The following is a 3,215-nucleotide window of genomic DNA, read 5'->3' as shown; positions in this document are numbered from 1 at the left end:
GTTAGTACATTGAAAACTGAATATAATCCAAGAAAAAACCGAGACACAATCAAAGAGAAAAGAAACAGATTGCAAGAGCGACCGAGAGAGTAACTTGAGTAAGGTCAAGTAAATAAGGGCGCACGGTGAATGCCTAGGCACAAGAAGGCGAAGAAGGACGCGACGAACGGCGAAATGCTTCGGGGAGCGGTAAGTACGCAGAGATCCGGAGGTATCCGAATGGGGGAACCCAGTATGAGAGATCATATTACTAGCTGATGAATACATAGTCAGTTAGGGCAAGACGCAGTGAACTGAAACATCTAAGTAGCTGCAGGAAGAGAAAGAAAAATCGATTTCCCTAGTAGCGGCGAGCGAAGAGGAAAGAGCCCAAACCAAGTGATTTATCATTTGGGGTTGTAGGACTGCAGTAAGGTAGTGCAAGAGATAGCAGAATTATCTGGGAAGGTAAGCCAGAGAGGGTGAGAGCCCCGTAAGCGAAATTGAATGCACGCTGAGCAGTATCCTGAGTAGGCCGGAACACGAGGAATTCCGGTTGAAGCAGCGAGGACCATCTCGCAAGGCTAAATACTAATTTGTGACCGATAGTGAACCAGTACCGTGAGGGAAAGGTGAAAAGAACCCCGGAAGGGGAGTGAAAGAGAACCTGAAACCGTGTGCCTACAAGTAGTCAGAGCCCATTAAAGGGTGATGGCGTGCCTTTTGTAGAATGAACCGGCGAGTTACGTTAACTAGCGAGGTTAAGTCAGAAAAGACGGAGCCGCAGCGAAAGCGAGTCTGAAAAGGGCGAGAGAGTTAGTTGATGTAGACCCGAAACCAAGTGACCTACCCATGGCCAGGTTGAAGGTGCGGTAAAACGCACTGGAGGACCGAACCCACGTAAGTTAAAAATTGCGGGGATGAGCTGTGGGTAGCGGTGAAATTCCAAACGAACTTGGAGATAGCTGGTTCTCTCCGAAATAGCTTTAGGGCTAGCCTGGTGCGAGGATGATAATGGAGGTAGAGCTCTGTTTGGACGAAGGGCCCGTCAGGGGTTACTGAATTCAGATAAACTGCGAATTCCAGATATCAAAGCACTGGAGTCAGACTGCGAGTGATAAGATCCGTAGTCGAAAGGGAAACAGCCCAGATCACCAGTTAAGGTCCCAAAATCTATGCTAAGTGGAAAAGGATGTGGAGTTGCGTAGACAACTAGGATGTTGGCTCAGAAGCAGCCATCATTAAAAGAGTGCGTAATAGCTCACTAGTCGAGTGACGCTGCGCCGAAAATTTACCGGGGCTAAGCATAGTACCGAAACTGTGGATGTGTAGTAATACACGTGGTAGGAGAGCGTTCTAAATGCGGTGAAGGCTAATCGAGAGGATAGTTGGAGCGTTTAGAAGTGAGAATGCCGGTATGAGTAGCGAAAGACAGGTGAGAATCCTGTCCGCCGAAAGACTAAGGTTTCCTGGGGCAGGCTCGTCCGCCCAGGGTAAGTCGGGACCTAAGGTAAGGCCGAGAGGCGTAGCCGATGGACAACAGGTAGAGATTCCTGTACTGCGTTAAATCGTTAATAGCGAAGGAGGGACGCAGGAGGCAAGGAACGCATGGCGCTGGAAGCCCATGTTCAAGCAACAAGTGTGAGAGTGAGTCAAATGCTTGCTTTCAAAAAGCACAAGTTGTGATGAGGAGCGAAATAAAGTAGCGAAGGTTCTGTAGTCACACTGCCAAGAAAAGCTTCTAGTGAGAGATAACGTACCCGTACCGCAAACCGACACAGGTAGTCGAGTGGAGAACACTAAGGTGAGCGAGAGAACTCTCGTTAAGGAACTCGGCAAAATCGCCCCGTAACTTCGGAAGAAGGGGTGCTGGTGTAACAGCCAGCCGCAGTGAATAGGCCCAAACAACTGTTTATCAAAAACACAGGTATCTGCAAAGTCGTAAGACGACGTATAGGTGCTGACACCTGCCCGGTGCTGGAAGGTTAAGGAGAGAGCTTAGTCGTAAGACGAAGGTTCGAACTGAAGCCCCAGTAAACGGCGGCCGTAACTATAACGGTCCTAAGGTAGCGAAATTCCTTGTCGGGTAAGTTCCGACCTGCACGAAAGGTGTAATGATTTGGGCACTGTCTCAACGAGAGACTCGGTGAAATTATAATACCCGTGAAGATGCGGGTTACCCGCGACAGGACGGAAAGACCCCATGGAGCTTTACTGCAATTTGATATTGGGTAGCTGTTAAACATGTACAGGATAGGTAGGAGCCAGAGAAGATAGGACGCTAGTCTTATTGGAGGCAATGTTGGGATACTACCCTTGTTTGATGGCTACTCTAACTAGTATCTCTAAGCGAGATATAGGACAGTGTCAGATGGGCAGTTTGACTGGGGCGGTCGCCTCCTAAAGAGTAACGGAGGCGCCCAAAGGTTCCCTCAGAATGGTTGGAAATCATTCACAGAGTGTAAAGGTATAAGGGAGCTTGACTGCGAGAGAGACAACTCGAGCAGGGACGAAAGTCGGGCTTAGTGATCTGGTGGTACCGCATGGAAGGGCCATCACTCAACGGATAAAAGCTACCCTGGGGATAACAGGCTTATCTCCCCCAAGAGTTCACATCGACGGGGAGGTTTGGCACCTCGATGTCGGCTCGTCGCATCCTGGGGCTGAAGTTGGTCCCAAGGGTTGGGCTGTTCGCCCATTAAAGCGGCACGCGAGCTGGGTTCAGAACGTCGTGAGACAGTTCGGTCCCTATCCGTCGTGGGCGTTGGAAATTTGAGAGGAGCTGTCCTTAGTACGAGAGGACCGGGATGGACATACCGCTGGTGTACCAGTTGTCTTGCCAAAGGCATCGCTGGGTAGCTAAGTATGGCAGGGATAAGCGCTGAAAGCATCTAAGTGCGAAGCCCCCCTCAAGATGAGATTTCCCATACGAAAGTAGTAAGACACCTCTAAGACTAAGAGGTAGATAGGCTAGGAGTGGAAGAGTCGTGAGACTTGGAGCGGACTAGTACTAATCAGTCGAGGACTTGACCAGAGCTTGAGCAGTCTGGAGAGTGTAAGAAAGTTTTTTCAAGAGATTATATTTAGTTTTGAGTGTAAGAACTCAAAGGAAAAAGTACGGTGGCAATAGCAAGAAGGAAACACCTGTAACCATGTCGAACACAGTAGTTAAGCTTCTTCACGCCGAGAGTAGTTGGTGGGAGACTGCCTGCGAGGGTAGGACGCTGCCGTGCTTT

General features: G+C 49.4%; 2 rRNA genes. Both read left to right on the top strand.

Annotated features, from left to right (window positions below):
- Positions 1-102: 102 nt before the first annotated feature.
- Positions 103-3,013: ribosomal RNA gene (locus tag PT281_RS07755) — 23S ribosomal RNA — on the top strand.
- Between the two features lie 82 nt (positions 3,014-3,095).
- Positions 3,096-3,212, top strand: a 5S ribosomal RNA gene (gene rrf, locus PT281_RS07750).
- Positions 3,213-3,215: the final 3 nt, after the last annotated feature.

Source organism: Lactobacillus sp. ESL0701, from assembly GCF_029433445.1.
Classification (GTDB): domain Bacteria; phylum Bacillota; class Bacilli; order Lactobacillales; family Lactobacillaceae; genus Lactobacillus.
This window is presented reverse-complemented; position numbering and strand designations above follow the sequence as displayed.